Source organism: Rhizobium sp. ZX09 (genome assembly GCF_017357485.1).
GTDB classification, from domain to species: domain Bacteria; phylum Pseudomonadota; class Alphaproteobacteria; order Rhizobiales; family Rhizobiaceae; genus Agrobacterium; species Agrobacterium pusense.
In genome coordinates this window covers 2,520,603-2,540,227 of the sequence record NZ_CP031363.1, presented here as the reverse complement: position 1 = coordinate 2,540,227, position 19,625 = coordinate 2,520,603, and the positions used below count along the sequence as shown (strand labels likewise).

General features: G+C 59.3%; 19 protein-coding genes and 1 riboswitch. Of the genes, 10 read left to right on the top strand and 9 right to left on the bottom strand.

Annotation, left to right across the window (positions count from 1 at the left end; translation table 11 throughout):
- The first annotated feature begins 12 nt into the window (after nt 1–12).
- The 5 genes from BTN45_RS12515 to BTN45_RS12495 all read left to right on the top strand — a co-directional run bounded on the left by BTN45_RS12515 (nt 13) and on the right by BTN45_RS12495 (nt 5,754).
- Nucleotides 13–405, top strand: coding sequence for a VOC family protein (locus tag BTN45_RS12515; RefSeq protein WP_207588130.1), 393 nt, complete (start codon nt 13–15; stop codon nt 403–405).
- Between the two features lie 45 nt (nt 406–450).
- Nucleotides 451–561: riboswitch (TPP riboswitch) on the top strand.
- Between the two features lie 37 nt (nt 562–598).
- Nucleotides 599–1,612, top strand: coding sequence for a thiamine ABC transporter substrate binding subunit (gene thiB, locus BTN45_RS12510; protein WP_207588129.1), 1,014 nt, complete (start codon nt 599–601; stop codon nt 1,610–1,612).
- A gap of 19 nt (nt 1,613–1,631) precedes the next feature.
- Nucleotides 1,632–3,272, top strand: coding sequence for a thiamine/thiamine pyrophosphate ABC transporter permease ThiP (thiP, locus tag BTN45_RS12505; RefSeq protein ID WP_207588128.1), 1,641 nt, complete (start codon nt 1,632–1,634; stop codon nt 3,270–3,272).
- On the top strand, nt 3,269–3,985 hold the full coding sequence (locus BTN45_RS12500; RefSeq protein WP_072495165.1) for an ATP-binding cassette domain-containing protein: 717 nt from the start codon (nt 3,269–3,271) through the stop codon (nt 3,983–3,985). Before thiP ends, BTN45_RS12500 begins: the two co-directional genes overlap by 4 nt.
- Nucleotides 3,986–4,239: 254 nt before the next feature.
- Entirely contained in the window at nt 4,240–5,754 is a 1,515-nt protein-coding gene (locus BTN45_RS12495; protein WP_034500057.1) for a M48 family metalloprotease, read from the top strand.
- Nucleotides 5,755–5,806: 52 nt separating this feature from the next.
- On the opposite strand, the gene leuC is transcribed toward BTN45_RS12495, so the two are convergent.
- Nucleotides 5,807–7,216, bottom strand: a complete 1,410-nt coding sequence (leuC, locus tag BTN45_RS12490; RefSeq protein ID WP_107340289.1) for a 3-isopropylmalate dehydratase large subunit — start codon at nt 7,214–7,216, stop codon at nt 5,807–5,809.
- A gap of 413 nt (nt 7,217–7,629) precedes the next feature.
- Between leuC and BTN45_RS12485 the strand changes: the two genes are divergently transcribed.
- Nucleotides 7,630–8,907, top strand: a complete 1,278-nt coding sequence (locus BTN45_RS12485) for an MFS transporter (RefSeq protein ID WP_022556971.1) — start codon at nt 7,630–7,632, stop codon at nt 8,905–8,907.
- A 47-nt stretch (nt 8,908–8,954) separates the two neighbouring features.
- Here the strand turns inward: BTN45_RS12485 and BTN45_RS12480 are convergent, their stop codons facing one another.
- From BTN45_RS12480 to rplS, 3 genes are all read right to left on the bottom strand, one after another.
- A complete protein-coding gene (locus BTN45_RS12480) occupies nt 8,955–9,788 on the bottom strand; it encodes an amino acid ABC transporter permease (protein WP_137069027.1) in 834 nt (277 codons plus the stop codon).
- Nucleotides 9,785–10,582: a transporter substrate-binding domain-containing protein gene (locus tag BTN45_RS12475; protein WP_207588127.1), complete on the bottom strand. Its 798-nt coding sequence runs from the start codon at nt 10,580–10,582 to the stop codon at nt 9,785–9,787. The genes BTN45_RS12480 and BTN45_RS12475 overlap by 4 nt, the downstream gene beginning before the upstream one ends.
- 123 nt (nt 10,583–10,705) lie before the next feature.
- A complete protein-coding gene (gene rplS / locus BTN45_RS12470; RefSeq protein WP_003505101.1) occupies nt 10,706–11,245 on the bottom strand; it encodes a 50S ribosomal protein L19 in 540 nt (179 codons plus the stop codon).
- Nucleotides 11,246–11,510: 265 nt separating this feature from the next.
- Between rplS and BTN45_RS12465 the strand changes: the two genes are divergently transcribed.
- Entirely contained in the window at nt 11,511–12,257 is a 747-nt protein-coding gene (locus tag BTN45_RS12465; protein ID WP_004443948.1) for a sulfite exporter TauE/SafE family protein, read from the top strand.
- Here BTN45_RS12465 and trmD read toward each other — a convergent pair.
- The 5 genes from trmD to ffh all read right to left on the bottom strand — a co-directional run bounded on the left by trmD (nt 12,239) and on the right by ffh (nt 15,940).
- Nucleotides 12,239–12,937: a tRNA (guanosine(37)-N1)-methyltransferase TrmD gene (gene trmD / locus BTN45_RS12460; protein ID WP_004443947.1), complete on the bottom strand. Its 699-nt coding sequence runs from the start codon at nt 12,935–12,937 to the stop codon at nt 12,239–12,241. The genes BTN45_RS12465 and trmD overlap by 19 nt on opposite strands.
- Nucleotides 12,938–12,940: 3 nt before the next feature.
- Complete coding sequence (rimM, locus tag BTN45_RS12455; RefSeq protein ID WP_207588125.1) at nt 12,941–13,507, bottom strand: ribosome maturation factor RimM; 567 nt, start codon at nt 13,505–13,507, stop codon at nt 12,941–12,943.
- Nucleotides 13,508–13,628: 121 nt separating this feature from the next.
- Nucleotides 13,629–14,006, bottom strand: coding sequence for a 30S ribosomal protein S16 (gene rpsP / locus BTN45_RS12450; protein WP_004443943.1), 378 nt, complete (start codon nt 14,004–14,006; stop codon nt 13,629–13,631).
- A gap of 33 nt (nt 14,007–14,039) precedes the next feature.
- A complete protein-coding gene (locus BTN45_RS12445; protein WP_045533390.1) occupies nt 14,040–14,357 on the bottom strand; it encodes a chorismate mutase in 318 nt (105 codons plus the stop codon).
- Nucleotides 14,358–14,368: 11 nt separating this feature from the next.
- Nucleotides 14,369–15,940: a signal recognition particle protein gene (ffh, locus tag BTN45_RS12440; protein WP_004443941.1), complete on the bottom strand. Its 1,572-nt coding sequence runs from the start codon at nt 15,938–15,940 to the stop codon at nt 14,369–14,371.
- Between the two features lie 325 nt (nt 15,941–16,265).
- On the opposite strand from ffh, the gene BTN45_RS12435 reads away from it, so the two are divergent.
- From BTN45_RS12435 to mtaB, 3 genes are all read left to right on the top strand, one after another.
- On the top strand, nt 16,266–17,336 hold the full coding sequence (locus tag BTN45_RS12435) for an MBL fold metallo-hydrolase (RefSeq protein WP_207588123.1): 1,071 nt from the start codon (nt 16,266–16,268) through the stop codon (nt 17,334–17,336).
- Between the two features lie 110 nt (nt 17,337–17,446).
- A complete protein-coding gene (gene dapF, locus BTN45_RS12430) occupies nt 17,447–18,346 on the top strand; it encodes a diaminopimelate epimerase (protein WP_207588121.1) in 900 nt (299 codons plus the stop codon).
- Nucleotides 18,343–19,617 carry a tRNA (N(6)-L-threonylcarbamoyladenosine(37)-C(2))-methylthiotransferase MtaB gene (gene mtaB, locus BTN45_RS12425; protein ID WP_207588119.1) on the top strand — a complete coding sequence of 425 codons (1,275 nt, stop codon included), beginning with the start codon at nt 18,343–18,345 and terminating at the stop codon, nt 19,615–19,617. Before dapF ends, mtaB begins: the two co-directional genes overlap by 4 nt.
- Nucleotides 19,618–19,625: the final 8 nt, after the last annotated feature.

Sequence of the window (19,625 nt, the reverse complement as noted above, 5' to 3'; positions counted from 1 at the left end):
GAGTTCAACACCATGCGCATGATCTTCGTCAACCTGCCCGTCAAGAATATCGAGACATCGAGAGCCTTCTTCACGACACTGGGTTTCACCTTCAATCCGGAATATTCCGATGACCGCACGCTCTGCATGATTGTCGAGGAGAACATCTTCGTCATGCTGCTTCAGGAAGAGCGTTTTCGTGATTTCATCAACGGCGACATCGCCGACGCCAAGCGGAGTACCGAGGTACTGACCTGTCTTTCCGCCGGAAGCCGGGAGGAAATCGACCGTATGATCGAGGCCGCGCTCGCGTCAGGCGGCAGCCGCTGGAAACCCGTTCAGGATCACGGATTCATGTATGCAGGTAGTTTTCAGGATCCGGACGGCCACGTCTGGGAACTGGTGCACATGGCGGCGCAGGGTTGATGGCAGCCATCTTGCCAAGATGGGTCGGCGGGACTACACCATTATCTTGATCTAACGGGGTGTCTTTCGCGCTTGGGCGCAAAAGGCTGAGAGGCTTGCCAACCCGAAGAACCTGATCCGGTTCATACCGGCGGAGGGATTAGACGGCTTTCATGCAGGCGGCTATTTCCCTCCTCGTTTTGAGGAGATATTCGTGCGCCGTCGTATTTTTGTAAATTCCATCATCGCCGTTTCCATGCTTCTGCCCGGCCTCGCCGTTGCGCAGGAAAAACCGGAACTGACGGTCTATACCTATGAGAGCTTCGTTTCTGAATGGGGGCCCGGTCCCAAAATAAAGGAAGCTTTCGAGAAGGTGTGCGCTTGCACCGTCAATTTTGTCGGCGTGGCGGACGGCGTGGCGCTTCTCAACCGGCTGAAATTGGAAGGTGCGGGCTCCAAGGCGGATGTCGTCGTGGGACTTGATACAAATCTGGTCGCGGAGGCGAAACAGACCGGCCTTTTCGATGTCAGCGGCGTCGATGCATCAGCGGCCAAGGTACCCGGCGGCTATGAGGACGATGTGTTCGTTCCTTATGATTACGGCCATTTCGCTATCGTCTATGACACCCAGACGCTGAAAAGCCCACCAACGAGCCTCAAAGAACTCGTGGACGGCGACCCCGCCCAGAAGATAGCCATTCAGGACCCGCGCACCTCGACGCCGGGACTGGGGCTGCTTCTGTGGGTGAAATCGGTTTATGGCGACCAGGCGCCGGAAGCCTGGGCAAAGCTCAGGAAGCGGATCCTTACCGTTACGCCGGGCTGGTCGGAGTCCTACGGGCTCTTCACCAAGGGGGAGGTGCCGATGGTGCTGTCCTACACGACTTCGCCCGCCTATCATATGGTCGCCGAAAAGTCCGATCGTTATCAGGCCGCAGCTTTCTCCGAAGGACATTACATCCAGATCGAAGTTTCAGGCCTTCTCAAAAACGCGCCGCACAAGGATCTTGCAAAGCAGTTTCTCGCATTCACCCTCACCTCCGGTTTTCAGGATACCATTCCCGAAAACAACTGGATGATGCCGGTTGCGGCAACCTCCGCCCCCCTGCCGGAGGCCTTTTCCAGGCTCGTCGTGCCGCAGAAGACTTTCCTGATGCAGCCGGAAGAGGTCGTGAAAAACCGCAAGGCATGGATAGACGAATGGCTGACGGCCATGAGCATGAATTGAAGAAGAGGCGCGTCCACGCATGATGCTGCGTCGCGATTACCGGCGGTCAATCATTTTCGGGACGGCGGCTTTTGCCGCCGTTTTCCTGTTCATGGCGCTCGCCGTGTTTGCGCTTCTGTCCTTTGATGCGGGTGCATCCGCTTCCGGCATTTTGGACCCTTATACATTGCGTATTCTGCGCTTCACGGTTTATCAGGCGACGCTCTCCACCCTTCTTTCCATCATTCTTGGTCTTCCCGTGGCCTTGGCACTCTCCCGGCAGCGGGAGTTTCAGGGAAGGATCTGGATCATCCGGTTGATGGCAGTGCCGATGGGGCTGCCGGTTATCGTCGGCGCCTTCGGTATCATTACCATCTGGGGGAGGCAGGGTGTCTTAAATACGCTCCTTGTTTTCGCCGGCGCGGAAGAACCTTTCAGCATTTACGGTCTTTCCGGCATCCTCATTGCTCATGTGTTTTTCAATCTGCCGCTTTCCGTCCGGTTGTTGCTGGCCGGGCTGGAGCGTATTCCGGGCGAATATTGGCGCATGGCGGCGAGCCTCGGCATGGGGCCGATCTCGGTTTTCCGTTTTGTCGAATGGCCGGCCGTGTCCCGGCTTGTTCCGGGTATCGCCGGCCTCATCTTCATGCTTTGCGCCACCAGTTTCACGCTCGTGCTCCTTTTGGGCGGTGGGCCGGCGGCGACCACCCTGGAGGTCGCTATATACCAGGCGCTGCGGTTCGATTTCGATCCGCAGCGGGCGATCGCGCTCTCGGTTCTGCAGATCGTCCTCACCGCGGCCCTGCTCGGCCTTCTGGCCTGCCTGCCGTCGCCGGAAGCGGAAATCGCCTCACTTGGCCGGCCCGTGCGCCGTTTCGATGCGGGCCGGGCGGCGGCCCGCCTGTGGGACGGTCTAATCATCGTTTCCGCGGTGCTTTTGATCGGACTGCCGCTGGTCGCCATTGTGTTCTCGGGCGTCCAAGCAGACCTGCCGCGCCTCATCACAGCACCGGTCTTCCTGCGCGCGGCGGCGACAAGTCTTGGGATTGCCGCGTTCTCGGCAATTTTCGTGATCATCGTCAGCATGGCGATCATCCGCGCACGTCAGGCGGTCAGCGCGAAACGGCGGGCCGCGCGGCCTCTTCACCTCTTGTCCAGCGTTCTCGGCGCGGGATCGTCTCTGGTTCTGCTGGTTCCGCCCGTGGTGCTCGGAAGCGGATGGTTCCTTCTCTTGCGGCCTTTCGGTGACGTCGCTGTTTATGCCACGGTTCTCGTGGCGCTCATCAACATGCTGATGGCCCTGCCGCTTGCCATGCGGGTGCTGGAGCCGGCCGTCACCAGTCATTTTCTCCGCACCGGCCGACTTTCCGCCAGCCTCGGGCTTCAGGGTCTGCCGCGGCTGCGGTTCGCCGATCTGCCCGTCCTGTGGCGGCCGCTGGCCATGGCATTTTCCTTCGCGATGGCCCTGTCGCTTGGCGATCTCGGCGCGGTTGCCCTGTTCGGTTCAGAGAATTTTGTCACCTTGCCGTGGCTCGTCTATAGCAATATGGGCAGCTACCGGACCAACGATGCCGCCGGTTACGCCTTTCTTCTCGGTGTGGTCTGCCTGTTGCTTGCTGCAACCGGCATATCGCGACATTCACAACCGGAGCAGGCAAAAGCGGCAGAGGCGATGACATGAAGGGCGACGATTTCGCAGTGCAGCTTGACAGGGTCAGGCTGCGGCTTGGAACGCAGGATTTCGACCTCGACTGTGCGTTTCCGCAGGGGCAGGTCACCGCTGTCGTCGGTGCATCCGGTTCGGGAAAATCGACACTGCTTAACCTCGTTGCCGGTTTCGAGTTGCCGGATTCCGGCCGCGTGATGATCGGCGGACGGGACGTGACGACGCTCGACCCTTCCGAAAGGCCTGTCTCTTCGATCTTTCAGGACAATAATCTTTTTGCCCATCTCGACGTTTTTACCAATGTCGCGCTTGGTATAAGCCCCACGCTCAGATTACACGCGGAAGACCGGCAAAGGATAAATGTTGCGCTTGCGCGCGTTGGTCTTTCGGGTTTCGACAAGCGTTTGCCGGGCACGCTCTCCGGAGGAGAAAGGCAGAGGGCGGCGCTTGCGCGCGCATTGGTCAGGAAGAAGCCCGTCATGCTGCTCGATGAACCTTTCGCCGCACTTGATCCAGGGCTACGGGCGGGCATGAGTTCTCTGTTGCTTGACTTGCATCAAGAAACAAATAATGCGGTGATTATTGTGAGCCATCACCCGGAAGACATAAAAAGATTAGCGCGGCGGGTGGTTTTTCTTGATCGTGGCCGTGTCGTTTTTGCCGGAGCGACAGCGGATTTCTTTGCCACACAAAATGTGAAGGCCGTGGACAGTTTCCTGAACGGGTGACCGCCTTATTTTCGACGCGCGCCGCTGGCAATCGCTTTAGATGACTTCAATGGCGCTAATTTGCACTTGCCAGTTTCAAGTTGTTGCCCGAGAAAAGATGAGAATTATTGCGTTCTTCAGGAATATTCCGGATTTGATGGATCGATTTTACCGTCTCGGCATTCATCGCCCGTTGGGGCGAATCTGTTATTCTGGTCTGCAATTAACGGATGATCAGGAACGTTAAGGGGCAGGCATAGAGAATGAAAAATAGCATGACTGCACAGCGGAGGCTCTTCTCCGGTTCAGGCCTTCGCCGTTCCGGCCGGCTCGCTGCGGCGTGGTCCGCGCTGACCGCTTCTGCCGTGTTGCTGTCATCGTGCCAATCTCTTTTCAGCCCGGCCTACCAGTCCACATTGCGTCCCTCGGACAATCCGCAGACGGTGGAAGAGGTTCAGAAGAACGATCCGCGCGCGCAGATGGGCGCACGCGAACATCCACGCATCGTGGCAAGCTATGGCGGCGAATATCGTGATGCCAAGACGGAGCGGCTTGTCGCCCGGATTGCCGGAGCGCTGACGGCCGTCTCCGAAAATCCGCAGCAATCCTACCGCATCACCATTCTCAATTCGCCCGCCATCAACGCTTTCGCTTTGCCCGGCGGGTATCTTTACGTGACGCGCGGGCTTCTGGCGCTCGCCAATGACGCCTCGGAAGTGGCGGCCGTGCTGTCGCACGAAATGGGTCACGTCACCGCCAACCACGGGATCGAACGTCAGCGCCGCGAAGAAGCGGAAGTGATTGCGAGCCGCGTGGTTGCAGAGGTCCTGTCCAGCGATCTCGCCGGCAAGCAGGCGCTGGCCCGTGGCAAGCTGCGGCTTGCAGCTTTTTCGCGCCAGCAGGAGTTGCAGGCGGATGTGATCGGGGTACGCATGCTTGGCGAGGCGGGTTACGATCCTTACGCATCGCCGCGCTTTCTTGATTCCATGGCGGCCTATGCGCGGTTCTCTTCGGCCGATCCGGAAAACGACCAGAGCCTCGACTTCCTTTCGAGTCACCCCAATACACCACAGCGCATCGAGCTTGCGCGCCGGCATGCCCGTGCCTTCGGCCAGGAAGGCCAGGTCGGAGATCGTGGCCGAGACTGGTTTCTGGACGGTATAGACGGGCTGCTTTACGGCGATAGCCCGCAGGAAGGTTATGTCCGCGGCCAGACATTCCTGCATGGAACGCTCGGCATTCGTTTCGACGTGCCGGAAGGTTTCGTGATCGACAACAAGGTTGAGGCTGTGCTGGCGACAGGGCCGGGCGAGGTCGCAATCCGTTTCGACGGCGTCGCCGATCCGAAACAGACGAGTCTTGCCAATTACCTGACGAGCGGCTGGGTCGCCGGCCTGCTGCCTGAAACGGTAAAGGAAACGCAGATCAACGGACTGGAGGCCGCGACAGCCCGGGCAAGCGCGGATAAATGGGATTTCGACGTCACGGTCATCCGCGTCGGCCAGCAGATATTCCGGTTCCTGACCGCGGTGCCGAAGGGCAATACGCAACTCGATTCCATCGCCAATACCTTGCGCACCAGTTTCCGCAAGATGACGCCGCAGGAGATCGCCTCCCTGAAGCCGCTTAGAGTGCGGGTGGTGACGGTGAAGCCGGGTGAAACCGTGGCCACGATGGCGGCGCGGATGATGGGAACGGAGCGGAAGCTTGACATGTTCCGCATGATAAACGCGATGGGCGCCACGGCCACGATTCAGCCCGGGCAAAGGGTAAAGATCATCTCTGAATAAACAAAAACCCCGGATCACCCCGGGGTTTTATGTTCAGGCCTTCACCCGGCAATCACTGCCACTCACGAACGTCAACAAAATGACCCGCAATCGCCGCCGCCGCCGCCATGGCGGGGGAGACGAGGTGGGTGCGGCTCTTATAGCCTTGGCGGCCCTCGAAATTGCGGTTCGAGGTGGAGGCGCAGCGCTCGCCGGGCTTCAGGCGATCGTCGTTCATGGCGAGGCACATGGAACATCCGGGCTCGCGCCATTCGAAACCGGCGTCGAGGAAAATCCTGTCCAGTCCTTCCTTTTCCGCCTGTTCCTTCACAAGGCCGGATCCGGGCACGATCATGGCCGAAACGCTGGGAGCCACCTTGCGGCCATCGACGATCTTGGCCGCGGCGCGCAAATCCTCGATGCGGCCATTGGTGCAGGAGCCGATGAAGACGCGGTCAATGGCGATATCGGTAATGCGCGTGCCGGGCTTGAGGCCCATGTAGTCAAGCGCGCGCCACTTGGAGGCCCGCTTGTTTTCTTCCTCGATGTCGTCGGGATTGGGAACAATGCCTTGAACAGAGGTTACATCTTCCGGAGAAGAGCCCCAGGAGACGATAGGCGGAAGATTGGCCGCATCGAGGATGACGACCTTGTCGTAATGGGCGCCCTCGTCGGATTTCAGAGTCTTCCAGTAGGCGATCGCCTGTTCCAGCGTTTCGCCCTTCGGCGCACGCGGCTTGTCCTTGATGTATTCGAAGGTCGTTTCGTCAGGCGCAATCAGGCCGGCGCGGGCGCCGCCCTCGATGGTCATGTTGCAGACCGTCATGCGACCTTCCATGGAGAGCGAACGGATCGCCTCACCAGCAAATTCGATGACATGGCCGGTGCCGCCGGCGGTGCCGATCTCGCCGATAATGGCAAGGATGATGTCCTTGGCGGTAACGCCCTCGGGGATTTTGCCATCGACACGCACCAGCATGTTCTTGGCTTTCTTCTGGATCAGCGTCTGTGTGGCCAGAACATGCTCTACTTCGGAGGTGCCGATGCCATGCGCCAGTGCGCCGAATGCGCCGTGGGTGGAGGTGTGGCTGTCGCCGCAGACGATCGTCATACCCGGCAGGGTGAAACCCTGTTCGGGACCGACGATGTGAACGATGCCCTGGCGCTTGTCGCGTTCGGAATAATATTCAACGCCGAAGTCCCTGGCGTTCTGCGCCAGCGCTTCCACCTGAATGCGGCTTTCTTCGTTCTTGATGCCTTCCAGCCGGTCGGCGGTGGTCGGCACGTTATGATCGACCACAGCGAGCGTGCGGGCCGGCGAATGCACCGGACGGCCGGCGATGCGCAGACCTTCGAAGGCCTGCGGGCTCGTCACCTCATGAACGAGGTGACGGTCAATATAGAGAAGACAGGTTCCATCCGGGTCGCGATTGACGACGTGGTCGTCCCAGATCTTGTCATACAAAGTGCGGGGTGCGCTCATGGCTCTGTGCCTTGTCATGGAAAAGGATAATAGGGTTCAGTAAGGCGGTGGACAGCGGTGCTGTCAGGCGAGCCTAAGTCGGCTGGTGAGCGCCCCGGAAACGCGCGCAAAGAAGCGTGCCGGCAGACGCTTGTGGTCCTGCAGCACATACACATTCTGAGCGAGACATCCGAATTTAGATCCCATGGCAACTTTCATAGCAGATCGATGGTTTTACGGCAACATGAATGCGCAGGAGACAGGCTGAAGGACAGGATCGTGCCAACACTATGCACTGCATCACGGCGAGACGGCCTGCCCAGCAACGCTTTGCAGTTGTTATGATGCAACGCAACTTGCCTATTTTGCAGCGCACATATAGATGGGTTCCCTTATCATTTGCATTCGACGAGAAATCGAAGGGAGGAAAGCATATGGTATCCGAAAAGGCCCTTATCTCGAAGATCACCTGGCGGCTCATGCCGTTTCTTGGCCTTCTCTATCTCATCGCCTATATTGACCGACAGAATGTCAGCTATGCCAAGCTGCAGATGGTCGATGCGTTGAGCCTCAGCGAATACGCCTATGGTCTTGGCGCGTCGCTGTTCTTCATCGGCTACTTCATCTTCGAAGTGCCGAGCAACCTGTTCCTCAACCGCTTCGGCGCCAGCAAATGGTTTGCCCGCATTCTGGTTTCCTGGGGGGCCGTCACCATCGCGCTTGCCTATACGCAGAACGCCACGATGTTTTACATCCTGCGCTTCCTGCTCGGGCTTTGCGAGGCGGGCTTCTTCCCGGGTGTGCTGTTCCTGATGACGCTCTGGTTCCCGCGCGATTATCGCGGCCGCATGATCGGCCTGTTCATGATCTTCAGCGCGCTCGCCAATGCCATCGGCGCGCCGCTCGGCGGCATGTTGCTCGATCTAGACGGTTTCCTCGGTTATGCCGGGTGGGAATGGGTATTCCTTGCCACTGGTATTCCGGCTGTGATCGCTGGCATAGCCACCTTCTTCTATCTGGATGATACGCCCGAAAAGGCCAAGTTTCTGTCGCAGGACGAGAAGGACTGGCTGAAGAACCGGCTTGCCGAAGAGAACAAGGGCATGGAAGAGCATGCGGAAGATGGCTTCAAAGCCCTGATCAATCCGCGGGTTCTGTTCATGTCGCTCTGCTATGTTGGATTTCCGCTGGCCGCCTATGGTCTCAGCTACTGGCTTCCAACCATCGTGAAGAGCTTTGGCGTTTCCAACACCGCGAACGGTTTCATCAACATCATCCCCTGGGTGATCGTTGCCGTTGCCTTGTTCGTCGTGCCTCTGGCGGCCGATAAGGCAAAGAACAAGACGCCCTATATCGTTGGTCCTGCCTTTATCGGCGCGTTTTGCCTGCTGATGTCGGCATTGCTGAGCGACCCGGTGTTGCAGTTCGCTTTCCTCTGCATCGCCGCTGCAGGTATCTTTGCAGGCCAGCCGGTGTTCTGGAGCCTGCCCGGCCGCTTCCTCAAGGGAGCGGGCGCTGCTGCGGGTATCGCCGCCATCAATTCGGTCGGCAATCTCGGTGGCTTCGTGGCGCAAAACGTCGTGCCCTGGATCAAGGATCAGACCGGCAGCACCATTGCGCCGATGTTCTTCCTTGCCTTCTGCCTCGCGCTTGCCGGTGTGCTAGTCATCATCGCCACCCGCAAGATGGGCAATCAGGCTCAAACCGCCTGAACCAAAAGAGAGGGATAGCCGGATTGCTTCCGGCTGTCCCCTTTCCCTCATCCTTGTTTCGAGCGCATCGCCTTTTCAATCCGCCGCAATATCAGTGACAGGCCTATGGTCAGGATCAGGTAGATATAGGCGACGATCGAATAGGTCTCGAAAAACCGGAAAGAACCGGCGGCATAGACTTTTCCCATTTGGGTGATGTCGGTGACGCCGAGCACCGAAACAAGTGAGCTGTCCTTCACCATCGACACGAAATCGTTCGACAGCGGCGGAAAGATCGTCCGGGTCGCCTGCGGCAGAGTGATCAGCCTGAAGCGCTGATAGCGGCTGAAACCGAGGGCCTTTGCTGCCTCGATCTGCCCGTCCGGAACGGCCTGTATGCCGGCGCGGAAAATCTCTGCAATGAAAGCCGCATAACCGATGGTCAGTGCGATGATCGCCCGCCAGATCAATGATACGTCCCGCACAAGCAAAGGCTCCACCCATCCCTGTGAGACAAGCGGAGCAGTCAGCCCGTTATAGAGTGCCACCAGGCCTGGCGTTCCCACAAAAGCGATGTAGAAAAGCAGAACGATGATCGGTATGCCGCGAACCACTTCGATGTAAAACCGCGCCACTTGCCGTGCCACGATATTATCGGCCATTCCGACGAGGGCGATGCAAAGGCCGAGCAATGTTGCCAGCATAAAGGCCGTGAGCGTGACGGAAACCGTGATGCCGACACCTTTTGCCACGGTGCTGAACACCTGCGTGTAAATGCCATTGACAGCGATCATCGCGGCAAGGGCAATGCCGATCACGAGGATCGCGAGCAGCCACCAGGGAAAATCCTCGCTCGTGCTGTTCTGCGTGTTCCGCTTTGTTGTGGCGTCGTGCAGCGTCATTCGCCAAGCTTGTAGTCGAGGAACCACTTCTTATCGAGTGCGGCGAAGGTGCCGTCCGCCTTCAGCGCCGCGATCGCGGCATTGACAGGGGCAACGAGATCGGAATCTTTTTTGAAGATGAAACCGAAGTCATCGCCGCCAAGCGGACCACCGATCAGTTTGAGCGTGCCGTTTGACGCATCGACATAACCCTTGCCGGCAACACCATCGGTAAGCACGAGGTCGACATCGCCTGTTTTCAACGCCTGAACGCCGGCGCCGAAGGTTTCCATCAGGCGAAGGCGCGGATTTTGCTCGTTGCCATCCAGAACATCGTAAACGGCCGTGTAGAAGGGCGTGGTGCCGGCCTGTGCGCCAACAAGACCTTTATCGAAGGCGGCGAAACTTTTCGCGTCGGTAAAGCGGTTTTCATCTGCCCGCACCAGCATGAACATTTCCGAACGCATATAAGGGACGGAGAAATCCACTTTTTCCCTGCGGTCGTCCTTGATGCTGATTCCGGTCATGCCGATGTCGTATTGCCCCGCAGAAACTGACTGGATCATCGCGTCCCAGGAAATGTTCTGATATTCGACCTTGAAATTCAGCCGTCTGGCGATCTCTTCCATCGCATCATATTCCCATCCGATGGCTTTTCCGCTTTTCGGGTCGATGAATTGCAGCGGCGGATAGGCATTTTCCGTGACCACGACGACGGTGCGTCCCTCAAGATCCGGCAGATCGACGGCGCCGGCGAGTGCAGGCGTCATGGCCAATACGGCGAGGGCGGCGAGGAACGGGCGTCTGGCGATCATGAAAGGCTCCGGAGCGATTTTTCTCAAATTGCACGCTTGCCGGAGCGAGAGCAAGACATGTGAGCGCAACAAAAAAGGCGGTCCCAAGACCGCCTTTTCCGTAAATCCAGTAAACTGGAAATCTTATTCCGCTGCGGTTTCTGCAGCCTTTGCTGCTTCTTCTGCTGCCTTGGCTTCAGCAGCTTCGGCTGCTGCCTTTTCGGCGGCGAGAGCCTGTGCTGCTGCTACCTTTTCAGCTTCCAGACGTGCCTTTTCTTCGGCAGCTGCCTGGCGCTCGGACTCGTTCAGCTTACGGGCGCGCGTACCGGTGTTTTCAACGATACGGGCAGCCTTGCCGCGACGGTCGCGCAGATAGTAGAGCTTCGCACGACGAACCTTACCGCGGCGAACGATTTCAACGCCTTCGACCAGCGGCGAGTAGATCGGGAATACGCGCTCGACGCCTTCGCCGTAGGAGATCTTGCGAACGGTGAAGCTTTCGGAAAGGCCGCCGCCGGAACGGGCGATGCAAACGCCTTCATAAGCCTGAACGCGGGTACGGTTACCTTCGGTAACGCGCACGTTGACGCGCAGCGTGTCGCCCGGAGAAAACTCAGGCAGGGTGCGCTTTGCTTCGATCTTGGCAGCCTGTTCGGCTTCCAGCTGCTGAATGATATTGGTCATGTTAACCTCTGATTTCTTCTGAAACAGCCAGAGCGCTCAACGGTTGCCTGTCGGTCGATGCCTTCAGGCCATGCCTTGCGGCAGGAGCGGGTTCGCCATTCTTTGCTTGCGGTTAAAGGGGGAAACCCCAATTCCACGCGGGCACATACACGAGGATGCACCGTTTGTCATCCCTTCATGACAATTTTTATCAATTCTTCACCGCGCTCCGACAGTTGCGAAGCGGCTTTCGGCCGGATATGGCATGAAAACCTTGGGAGGGGCCATGTCCATATTCATCGTTCTCATGCTGTTTGCAACCGGCTTTCTGTCAGGTGTCGTCAATGCGATTGCCGGCGGCGGCACATTCCTGACCTTCGGTGCGATGACGCTGGCCGGCCTGCCGCCGATTGTCGCAAACGCCACGTCGGCGATCGTGCAGTTTCCGGGCTACGTCACGTCCGTCATCGCCTATGGGCCGGAGATACGCGCCCATTGGCGCGAGGCGATCCTTCTGTCGGCTGTTTCCGTCGTCGGTGGGCTGGGTGGATCGCTCCTGCTTCTGTCGCTCGACAACCCCTCCTTTCGTCAGCTGGTTCCATGGCTGCTTCTCGCCGCCACCGCCGTTTTTGCCGCCGGCCCGTGGCTCAGGCCGAAGACAAGCACCGAGCGCTCTCCCGGCAATCTGCCGAGCCTCGTCTTCCAGGGGCTTGCCTCCATCTATGGCGGCTTTTTCGGCGCTGGAATGGGCATCATGATGCTTGCCATCCTCGGAATAACTTCGGGCGGAAGCTATCATCATCTGAACGCTTTGAAGAACCTGCTGTCGGTGGTGATCGCGGTCATCGCGATTACGATCTTCGTCAGCGGCGGTGTTGTCTCCTGGTGGGCGGCGCTCATCATGTTTCCCGCGGCAGCGCTTGGCGGCTATGCGGGCGTGCACACGGCGCGGCGGGTGCCGCAGTGGGTCATTCGCTGGCTGGTGATTGCGGTCGGGCTGGTGCTGACGGCTTATTATTTCGTCTCGACCTGAGGCTTCTCAAGAAGGTCGGGCCGCCTTTCCTTCGTCAGCTTCAGCGCCTGTTCATGACGCCATTTGTCGATGACGGCGTGATTGCCGGAGGTGAGAACGGCGGGGATATCGCGGCCTTCCCAGACCTGCGGGCGGGTATAATGAGGATGTTCCAGCAGCCCGCCCTCGAAGCTTTCATGCACGCCGGAAAGGTCATTGCCCATGACGCCCGGCAGGATGCGCACGACGGCGTCCAGCAGCGTCAGCGCCGCCGGCTCACCGCCGGAGAGGATGTAATCGCCGATCGACACCTCCTCCAGTGCGCGCGCCTCGATCACCCGCTGGTCGACGCCTTCAAAACGGCCGCAGACGATGATTGCGCCGTCACCCGCCGCAAGTTCGCGCACACGGTTCTGGGACAAAGGCTTGCCGCGCGGGCTCATCAGCAGGCGCGGGCGCGTGTCACCATCGGAAACGTGGTCGATGGCCGCGGCCAGGACATCGGGTTTCAGCACCATGCCGGCGCCGCCGCCTGCGGGCGTGTCATCGACGCTTCTGTGCCTGTCGGTGGCGAATTCGCGGATCTGCACGGCGTCCAGAGACCATTGTCCCCGCTCCAGCGCCTTGCCGGCCAGCGAATATCCGAGATGTCCCGGAAACATTTCCGGGTAAAGCGTCAGCACGGTAGCCTTGAAGGTCATCGGTTACTTCTTGCCGAACGGCGGTACGCCGGTTTCGTCCTTGTCGTCGGGATTATCGATCAGGCCGGCGGCCATCGGATCGATAAGAATGCGTCCGGCTTCGAGGTCGATCTCCAGCACCGCCGCCTCTGAAAAGGGAATGAGGGCCGGGCGACGGCCCGCACCCTTCAGCTCCAGCAGATCACCCGCGCCGAAATCATAGACCGCACTGACGGCGCCATAACTCTTGCCTTCGGCATCAACTGCCTCCAGCCCTTCGAGATCGGCATAATAGAATTCGTCGTCATCAAGCTCGTCGTCGGGCAGATTGTCGCGTTCGATGAAGAGTTCGAGCCCATTCAGGTTTTCGGCTGCATTGCGGTCGTTGACGCCCCTGAAGCGCACAATGACAACGTTCTTACCCTCGCGAATTTCCAGAATTTCAAAAATGCGGCCATCGGCGCTGACCAGATTGCCGTAATCGCCGAGCGCCAGCGGGTCATCGGTATATGTGCTGACACGGACTTCGCCACGCAGACCCTGCGCGCCACCGATTTTTGCCATGAGTATCGGGTTTTCCAGCTTTGCCATCGGGCCGTCCGTCTTCTGGTATTGGGTTGCGTCAGCTTTAAGGTCTGTTGACGCCAAAATAAACAAAAAACGGGCGGCGTGGAAATCCACGCCACCCGTTCTTCAAAAGTTTCCGTGCAGATTATTCTGCAGCAGAGGCTTCCGCAGCCGCAGCGGCTGCATCTTCAGCCTTCTGCTTCTTTTCAGCAACGCGCTCCAGGGCGCGCTTGCCCGGCTTTGCCTTTTCCGGATTGCTGCGAGCGGCGCGCTCGGCAAGGCCGGCTTCGGCGAGGAAGCGCAGAACGCGGTCGGTCGGCTGTGCGCCCTTGGCGATCCATTCCTTGATGAGGTCAGCCTTCAGCTCAACGCGCTGCGGGTTGTCCTTGGCAAGCATCGGGTTCCAGGAACCGACCTTCTCGAGGAAGCGGCCGTCGCGGGGCGAGCGGGCGTCAGCAACAACGATCTGGTAATACGGGCGCTTCTTGGAACCACCGCGTGCGAGACGAATTTTCAGTGCCATGTCATTTACTCCTTAGGATGGCTTGTCCGCCTTTCAGGCGGTCTTTTCTGTGCCGCCATGTTCGGCGGCGATTGCTTCATGATGCCGGATGACTTCCTTGATGATGAAGTTCAGGAACTTCTCGGCGAAATCCGGGTCCAGATTGGCGTCCTTTGCCAGGCGGCGAAGGCGTTCGATCTGGTATTCCTCGCGCGCCGGGTCTGCCGGCGGCAAATTGTACTTTGCCTTCAGCACGCCCACCGCCTTGGTACAGCGGAAACGTTCGGCAAGAATGTGAACCAGTGCGGCATCGATGTTGTCGATCGACTGGCGGTATTCGGAAAGCTGGGCTTTCACCTCTGTATTGTTCATTGGCGTCCCCCTCACTTCTTTTTCGGAAAGCCGGGAAGGCCCGGCATGCCGCCAAGACCCGGCAGCTTTGTGCCTCCGAGGCCCGGCAATCCGCCCGGCAGACCGCCAAGTCCGGGCATTCCACCCGGCTTGCCAAGGCCGGCGGCTTCCGCCTGCTTCTGCAGCGCTTCAAGCTGCTTCGGATCGATGTTGGACAAATCAGGCATGCCGCCGCCCATCATGCCACCGAGACCCATCTTGCCGGCAAGGCCGCCCATCATCTGTTTCATGATGCCGCCTTTGCCCTTGCCGCCCATGGCTTTCATCATGTCGGCCATGCCGCGATGCATCTTCAGAAGCTTGTTGATTTCAGCGGCATCGGTGCCGGAACCGGCGGCGATGCGCTTCTTGCGGCTGTGTTTCAGAATATCCGGATTGGCGCGCTCCGCCTTGGTCATGGAGGAGATGATGGCAATCTGGCGATCGAACATCTTGTCGTTCATGCCGGCTGAAGCCATCTTGTCCTTCATGCCGGCCATGCCGGGCATCAGCCCCATGATGCCGCCCATGCCGCCCATCTTTTTCATCTGGGCAAGCTGGTCGGCCAGATCGTTGAGGTCGAACTTGCCCTTGGCCATCTTCTCGGCCATGGCGCGGGCTTTTTCCGCATCGATGTTTTCGGCGGCCTTTTCGACCAGCGACACGATGTCGCCCATGCCGAGAATACGATCGGCGATACGGCGCGGGTGGAACTCGTCGAGTTCGTTCATGCGCTCGCCGATACCGATCAGCTTGATCGGCTTGCCGGTGACGGCGCGCATGGAGAGGGCCGCACCGCCGCGGCCGTCACCGTCCATGCGGGTGAGAACAAGGCCGGTGATGCCGACACGTTCATCGAAATTGCGCGCCAGATTGACGGCGTCCTGACCGGTCAGCGAATCCGCCACCAGCAGGATTTCATGCGGATTGGACTTCTTCTTGATGTCGGCCATTTCCAGCATCAAGGGTTCGTCGATGTGTGTGCGGCCGGCGGTATCGAGAATGACGACGTCATGCCCGCCGAGCTTTGCGGCCTGCACGGCACGTGCGGCAATATCCGTCGGCGACTGGCCGGCAATGATCGGCAGCGTGTCGACGCCGGTCTGGACGCCGAGCTGGCGAAGCTGCTCCTGTGCGGCCGGACGACGCGTGTCGAGAGATGCCATCAGCACCTTCTTCTTGTCGCGGTCGGTCAGGCGCTTGGCGATCTTGCCGGTGGTTGTGGTTTTACCCGAGCCCTGCAGACCTACCATCATGATGACGACGGGGGCGGCCGCATGAAGGTCGATCGAGACGCCTTCGGTGCCGAGCATTTCGACAAGCTCGTCATGGACGATCTTGACGACCATCTGGCCGGGCTTGATGGATTTCAGAACGGCCGCGCCGACGGCCTTTTCACGCACTCTGTCGGTGAAGGAACGTACGACTTCCAAGGCCACATCCGCTTCCAGCAGCGCACGGCGAACCTCGCGCAGGGCGGCGGCAACATCGGCTTCCGTCAGCGCGCCACGGCCGGTCAGTCCATTCAGAATGGAACCAAGGCGGTCCTGGAGGTTTTCAAACATCGTTTTTTCCTTCTTCGTTCCGGGTTTCCGAAACGTCGGTGCTTTCGCTGGCAAAAACAAGACGCAAAGCCAAAAAGCACCCGAGGGCGCATCGCGCTGTCGGGTGTTGACCTCCGGGATCTCTTTATACCTTTTCGGGTCCCGGTCGGCGGCTTGGAGTCGTGAAACTGCCAGCTGATGGGCGGGATAAACAGGAAAGTGCCGGAAAAGTCAAGGCAGCGTTGGTTTCCGCCCGACAATGCCTGCATTTCATCTTTGCGTGATCAGTCGTCGGCCGTCAGAGGCGGCGCTTGAACGGCGCCATTCTGCTCCCTATACATTTGTCATGAACCGTCGAAAATTTTTCCGTTTTTCCGCTGTTGGCCTGCTCGCTCTGGCGGGCGGCGGCCTTTATGCCCGTCGTTCAAGCGCCAGCGCCTATTATAGCGGCCCCATTTCCGATCATTTCGACGGGATACGCTTTTTCAATCCCGGTGGTACGCCACCCAGCAACTTCATGGGTCTGCTGAAATGGCGCTTCAATGGTGAACGCGCCAAGTGGCCGGAAAGCTATGCGAGCCCGTTTCCGTTTGCGAAACCGGACAGCCGGGTCGAGGGTAAAGACATGCGTGTCACCTTCATCGGCCATGCTTCCTTTCTTATCCAGACAGCAGGCCTGAATATTCTGGTCGATCCCGTATGGTCTGAGCGCACGAGCCCGTTCAGCTTCGCCGGGCCAAAGCGCGTCAATCCGCCCGGTATCCGTTTCGAGGATCTGCCGCCCATCGATCTGGTGCTGGTAACGCATAATCACTACGACCACCTGGATATGGAAACGCTCAAGCGCCTGCATGTAGCGCATAAGCCGCTTTTCATCACGCCGCTCGGCAATGATGCCATCATTCGCACGGGTGTCGAGGCGGCGCGTATCGAGGTCGGCGACTGGGGGGATCTGATTGATGCCGGTGCGGTGAAAATTCACTTCGAGCCGTGCCATCATTGGTCGGCGCGTGGTCTGAACGACCGGCGCATGGCACTCTGGGCGGCGTTCGTCATCGAAACGCCGGGTGGGAAAATCTACCATATTGGCGATACCGGCTTTCACGAGGGCCTCAACTATCACGCCGCGCGCAAGAAGCATGGTGAGTTCCGCCTCGCCAACCTGCCCTTCGGCGCCTATGAGCCGCGCTGGTTCATGAAGGGCCAACACCAGAACCCGGCGGAAGCCGTGGAAGGCATGAAGCTTTGCGGTGCGGCGCATGTCTGCGGCCACCATTGGGGTACGGTACAGCTCACCGATGAGGCGGTGGATGCGCCGCTTGTGGCCCTCAAGGCAGCGCTGACCGAACACGGGGTGGAGGAGAGCCGTTTCCGGCCGATGCGCCCCGGAGAGGTTTTCGACGTGCCTTCCGCCTGACAGCCACCCCGTTTGCGACGCAACAGTCTGGTAATTTGCCGGTGTTTCCGCCATATAGGGCGAAAGCACGGGAAAATCCCGTATGAAAAGCGGTTTTCAGGTTTAAAGCGATGGCGAACACGGTCGAATTTGCGAAGATGAACGGGCTTGGCAACAAGATCCTGGTTGTCGATATGCGCGGCCGAAAGGATATGGTCACGCCAGAGGCAGCAATTGCCCTCAATGCCGATCCTGCCACCCAGTTCGACCAGATCATGGCCATCCACGATCCGCGTATCGCGGGAACGGATGCCTATATTGACATCCTCAACTGCGATGGCACCAAGGCGCAGGCCTGCGGCAACGGCACGCGTTGCGTGGTGCAGGCCCTGTCGTCCGAAACCGGCAAGACCAGCTTCACCTTCCAGACAGTAGCGGGTATCCTGAATGCCGTCGAGCATGAAGACGGCATGATATCGGTCGATATGGGGCTCCCGCGTTTCCGCTGGAGCGACATTCCGCTTTCGGAAGAATTCCACCATACCAGCCGCATCGAGTTGCAGATCGGGCCGATCGACGCGCCGATCCTGCATTCGCCCGCTGTGATGTCGATGGGCAACCCGCACGCCGTATTCTGGGTTGATCGTGATCCGATGGAGTTCGATCTCGAACGCTTCGGCCCGTTGCTCGAAAACCATCCGGTGTTTCCGGAAAAGGCCAATATCACGCTGGCGCAGGTGATTTCAGACAGCGCGCTTCGCACCCGCACCTGGGAGCGCGGCGCCGGGCTAACGCTTGCCTGCGGTTCGGCCGCCTGTGCTTCAGCTGTTTCCGCTGCCCGCACCGGCCGCACCGGCCGCAAGGTCAGCATCGATGTCGCCTCAAGCCCGATCCGCGTGCCGCTGACCATCGACTGGCGTGAAGATAACCACGTCATCATGACCGGCCCGGCCGAATGGGAATGGTCGGGCTCCGTCGATCCCATTACCGGCTTGTGGGCGCGGGATGCTGTCGAGCGGGGGGCTGTATGAGCGGGGTCGAGGTCATAACCTTCGGCTGTCGTCTCAACACCTATGAATCGGAAGTGATGCGGGCGGAGGCCGAAAAGGCCGGGCTTAACAATGCCGTGCTGGTCAATACCTGCGCGGTGACCGGGGAAGCGGTGCGACAGGCTCGTCAGGCGATCCGCCGCGCCCGGCGCGACAACCCACATGCGCGCATCATCGTGACGGGCTGTGCCGCCCAGACCGAGAAGCAGACCTTTGCCGACATGCCAGAGGTGGATGCGGTGCTGGGCAATGAGGAAAAGCTGAAAAGCGCCTCCTATCGCGCGCTGCCGGATTTTGGCGTTTCGGCGGAAGAAAAACTGCGTGTCAACGATATCATGAGCATCAAGGCGACTGCGCCGCAGATGGTCAAGCACATAGACGGGCATGTGCGCGCCTTCATTCAGGTGCAGAACGGCTGCGATCATCGCTGCACCTTCTGCATCATTCCCTATGGGCGCGGCAATTCGCGCTCCGTGCCGATGGGTGCGGTGGTGGATCAGGCGCGCAGGCTGACGGAGAGCGGTTATTGCGAGATCGTGCTGACCGGCGTGGATGCGACCAGTTACGGCGCCGATCTGCCGGGTGAGCCTTCTCTTGGTTATCTTGCCAAGACATTGCTGAAGCAGGTGCCCGACATCCTGCGCCTGCGCCTTTCTTCCATCGACAGTATCGAGGCCGACCACCATCTGATGGATCTTATTGCCGATGAGCCGCGTTTTATGCCGCATCTGCACCTGTCCCTCCAGCATGGCGACGACATGATCCTGAAACGCATGAAACGCCGTCATTCACGTGCCGATGCCATCCGCTTCTGTCATGAGGTGCGGGCGCTCAGGCCCGATGTGGCCTTCGGCGCGGATATGATCGCCGGTTTTCCGACCGAGACGGAGGAGATGTTCGAGAATGCCGCAACGCTGGCGGAAGAATGCGGCATTTCCAGCCTGCATGTCTTTCCCTACAGCCCACGTGCCGGCACGCCGGCCGCACGCATGCCGCAACTGGACCGCGTGCTTGTGAAGGAGCGGGCAGCGAGGCTTCGCGTGCGGGGTGAAGTGCTCAGGATGGCGCATCTGCAAGGATTGGTCGGTTCGGTGCAGACCATTCTTGTTGAAAACAATGGTTTTGCCCATACGGACAATTTCACGCTGGTGGCGGCACCTGATCTTGCCCCGCGCACCCTTGCGCGGGTTGCGATTACCGGCCACAACGGCAAACATCTGAATATGAGGCTTCTGGCGGCAGATGCGGCCTGAGGCAGCGC

Coding starts and splice junctions, on each gene's coding strand:
- BTN45_RS12515 (WP_207588130.1), top strand. CDS start 13: ATGCGCATGATCTTCGTCAACCTGCCCGTCAAGAATATCGAGACATCG.
- thiP (WP_207588128.1), top strand. CDS start 1,632: ATGATGCTGCGTCGCGATTACCGGCGGTCAATCATTTTCGGGACGGCG.
- BTN45_RS12500 (WP_072495165.1), top strand. CDS start 3,269: ATGAAGGGCGACGATTTCGCAGTGCAGCTTGACAGGGTCAGGCTGCGG.
- BTN45_RS12495 (WP_034500057.1), top strand. CDS start 4,240: ATGACTGCACAGCGGAGGCTCTTCTCCGGTTCAGGCCTTCGCCGTTCC.
- leuC (WP_107340289.1), bottom strand. CDS start 7,216: ATGAGCGCACCCCGCACTTTGTATGACAAGATCTGGGACGACCACGTC.
- BTN45_RS12485 (WP_022556971.1), top strand. CDS start 7,630: ATGGTATCCGAAAAGGCCCTTATCTCGAAGATCACCTGGCGGCTCATG.
- BTN45_RS12480 (WP_137069027.1), bottom strand. CDS start 9,788: ATGACGCTGCACGACGCCACAACAAAGCGGAACACGCAGAACAGCACG.
- BTN45_RS12475 (WP_207588127.1), bottom strand. CDS start 10,582: ATGATCGCCAGACGCCCGTTCCTCGCCGCCCTCGCCGTATTGGCCATG.
- rplS (WP_003505101.1), bottom strand. CDS start 11,245: ATGACCAATATCATTCAGCAGCTGGAAGCCGAACAGGCTGCCAAGATC.
- BTN45_RS12465 (WP_004443948.1), top strand. CDS start 11,511: ATGTCCATATTCATCGTTCTCATGCTGTTTGCAACCGGCTTTCTGTCA.
- trmD (WP_004443947.1), bottom strand. CDS start 12,937: ATGACCTTCAAGGCTACCGTGCTGACGCTTTACCCGGAAATGTTTCCG.
- rimM (WP_207588125.1), bottom strand. CDS start 13,507: ATGGCAAAGCTGGAAAACCCGATACTCATGGCAAAAATCGGTGGCGCG.
- rpsP (WP_004443943.1), bottom strand. CDS start 14,006: ATGGCACTGAAAATTCGTCTCGCACGCGGTGGTTCCAAGAAGCGCCCG.
- BTN45_RS12445 (WP_045533390.1), bottom strand. CDS start 14,357: ATGAACAATACAGAGGTGAAAGCCCAGCTTTCCGAATACCGCCAGTCG.
- ffh (WP_004443941.1), bottom strand. CDS start 15,940: ATGTTTGAAAACCTCCAGGACCGCCTTGGTTCCATTCTGAATGGACTG.
- BTN45_RS12435 (WP_207588123.1), top strand. CDS start 16,266: ATGAACCGTCGAAAATTTTTCCGTTTTTCCGCTGTTGGCCTGCTCGCT.
- dapF (WP_207588121.1), top strand. CDS start 17,447: ATGGCGAACACGGTCGAATTTGCGAAGATGAACGGGCTTGGCAACAAG.
- mtaB (WP_207588119.1), top strand. CDS start 18,343: ATGAGCGGGGTCGAGGTCATAACCTTCGGCTGTCGTCTCAACACCTAT.